The organism is Moraxella sp. 179-F 1C4 NHS, from assembly GCF_045370505.1.
Lineage (GTDB): Bacteria > Pseudomonadota > Gammaproteobacteria > Pseudomonadales > Moraxellaceae > Faucicola > Faucicola tetraodonis.
Map to the genome: position 1 here is coordinate 1 of NZ_JBIQEC010000059.1, position 2,304 is coordinate 2,304.

Annotated in this window: 3 protein-coding genes; all 3 read right to left on the reverse strand. The window is 44.9% G+C overall.

Annotation, left to right across the window (positions count from 1 at the left end; all coding sequences use genetic code 11):
- On the reverse strand, window positions 1-968 hold a 968-nt coding region (locus tag ACH0AB_RS11765), incomplete at its 3' end, for a S1 family peptidase (RefSeq protein WP_406878256.1).
- A 93-nt stretch (window positions 969-1,061) separates the two neighbouring features.
- Complete coding sequence (locus tag ACH0AB_RS11770) at window positions 1,062-1,664, reverse strand: TerD family protein (protein ID WP_312533593.1); 603 nt, start codon at window positions 1,662-1,664, stop codon at window positions 1,062-1,064.
- Window positions 1,665-1,731: 67 nt separating this feature from the next.
- Window positions 1,732-2,304, reverse strand: a 573-nt coding sequence (locus tag ACH0AB_RS11775; RefSeq protein ID WP_406878257.1) for a TerD family protein, incomplete at its 5' end; no start/stop codon positions are given.

Genomic DNA, 2,304 nt, shown 5'->3' on the forward strand with positions numbered 1-2,304 from the left:
AGCGGACTGCCACTTGAGCCAGGCTGAATTGGCGCAGTAAACTGCATAAAACGAATATCATTGCCAATGCCTTGTAGCCCTGCGATATTGCCTTGGGTGACTTGTAATTGACTACCAAGACCTGTTAGCGGAAAACCAAGTGTGGTAATCTGCTCACCCAGTAAATCATAGCCACGTTCTCGCACGGGCAGATAACTTGGTAAAGGTTGATTGACTTTAAGTAACGCTGTATCACTACCTTCATCTGCCAGCACCACTTGGCATTCCATATCGGGATAGCCTTGTTGACGCAGTGCGATTTGCGTTGCCCCGTCCACCACATGCTCACAAGTGAGTAAATGATAGTGATCAATTGCAAAAGCCGTCCCAGTCCAAGTGTCACCTGGCTGAGGGCGAGGACGTCTGTTGTTTGGTATGGCGTGCAAAACGTTGCCTGTCGTCATGTTATTAGGGTAACGGGCGTCAAGGCTGATTTGTAAACGTTCGGCAAAATTGGCTAGACTTTGACTAGATGTTTCCGCGAGTGCTCGGCATTTATATTGCCCATTACGCTGATAGATCTCCAGTACAATACTGGCTTTGATATGGCGCTCTGGGGTATGAAACGTATAATCAATGTCATTGCTCACTTTAATGCTTATATCATTGACTTCCACCGCAGGGGCAATGACACTGGAGTCTTGGTAAGCATACACGATCAGTTGCAGATACTGGGTTTGATTTTGGGAAAACACATTGGCTAAGTCTAATGTCCAAACATGGCTTTTCTCACTCTCGACTGTCAGCGTTGCCCAATTTTTGCTTTCATGCAGATAAGCAGGGCTGGTAGTTGCTCGGCGACTTGCATCCATCGCTATCCATACGCAGCCCATCTCAACCCCAAAACGACTGGCATTTTGGCTAGTTACTGTCACTTGGCAAGGCGTGTGGGGAATAGGCGTGTTTGCCCCAGGTACCAACGTTGGCATCGTTTTTCCTTATTTTTTTTATTATCCGAATAAAAAAATACCCCATTGACTGCAAATAGAGTCAAATAGGGTATTGTTATCTACAATTTAAATTTAGGCATGTGGTGTAATGGCAGGCATCAAATCATGAAAGGTACGACCACTGGCAATTTCGCCAATCGCATGCATTTTCCATTCACCATTGTGGCGATAAATCTTTGCTAAAATCAGCGCGGTATGACTGCCTTGAGCTGATAAATTATAGCGAGCCACTTCGCTATTATTGCCCCCATTAACGATACGACAAAACGCATTGGCAACTTTTTCAAACGTTTGACCCGTAAAGCTATTCACGGTAAATACCAATGACTGTACATGAGCAGGGATACGAGATAAATCGACATTGATGACTTCATCATCGCCATCCCCTGCGCCTGTGCGGTTATCGCCTGTATGAACGATACTACCGTCCTTTGACTGCAGTTGACCAAACCAGATTGCATCGATGGGCTGTTTGCTCGCGTCAAACATAATGCAAGATGCATCCAAATCGATACTATCATTACTACCGCCGCCACCGAATAGACTGCCCAAAAAGCCACCGGATTTTGGGGTGGATGCAACATCCCACCCTAGACCCATTTTGATACGAGTCAGTGCCGTGCCTGCTTCTTTATCGAGAGAGATTTTTTGCCCTTTTTGTAAACTAACCGCCATCTTCATATCCTTTATTTAATGAGTTTTTATCATTATTTTAATGGTAAATTGCAGCTTAAAATCCGATTCAGCCGATATTTACGCCATATTGTTGGCACATAGCTGCTAAGCCACCTGCATAGCCTTGACCCACCGCACGAAATTTCCATTCGCCATTGTGTTTGTAGACTTCACCAAATACCATCGCAGTTTCGATGGAATAGTCTTCTGCTAAGTCAAACCGCACTACCTCTGCCCCTGTTTCTTCATTGACCACACGAATGAAGGCATTGGATACTTGACCAAAGTTTTGATTACGAGCTTGGGCATCGTGGATGGTCACAGTGACTGCAATTTTTTCAATATCGGCTGGTACTTGTGACAGGTTAACTTTGATCACTTCGTCATCACCGTCACCTGCCCCTGAGCGGTTGTCCCCGGTGTGTTCAACTGCACCGTTGTCAGATTTTAGTTGGTTATAAAAAATAAAGTCATGGTCACCGCGTACTTTGCCTGTATTATTAAGCAAAAATACGCTGGCATCTAAGTCAAACTCTGCCCCTGATGTGGCACGCTCATCCCAACCTAGACCAATTAATAACCGTGTTAGGGTAGGATCTGTTTTTGACAGGGATAAGTTACCGCCTTTATTAAGTGAAAT

Coding starts and splice junctions, on each gene's coding strand:
- ACH0AB_RS11770 (WP_312533593.1), bottom strand. CDS start 1,664: ATGGCGGTTAGTTTACAAAAAGGGCAAAAAATCTCTCTCGATAAAGAA.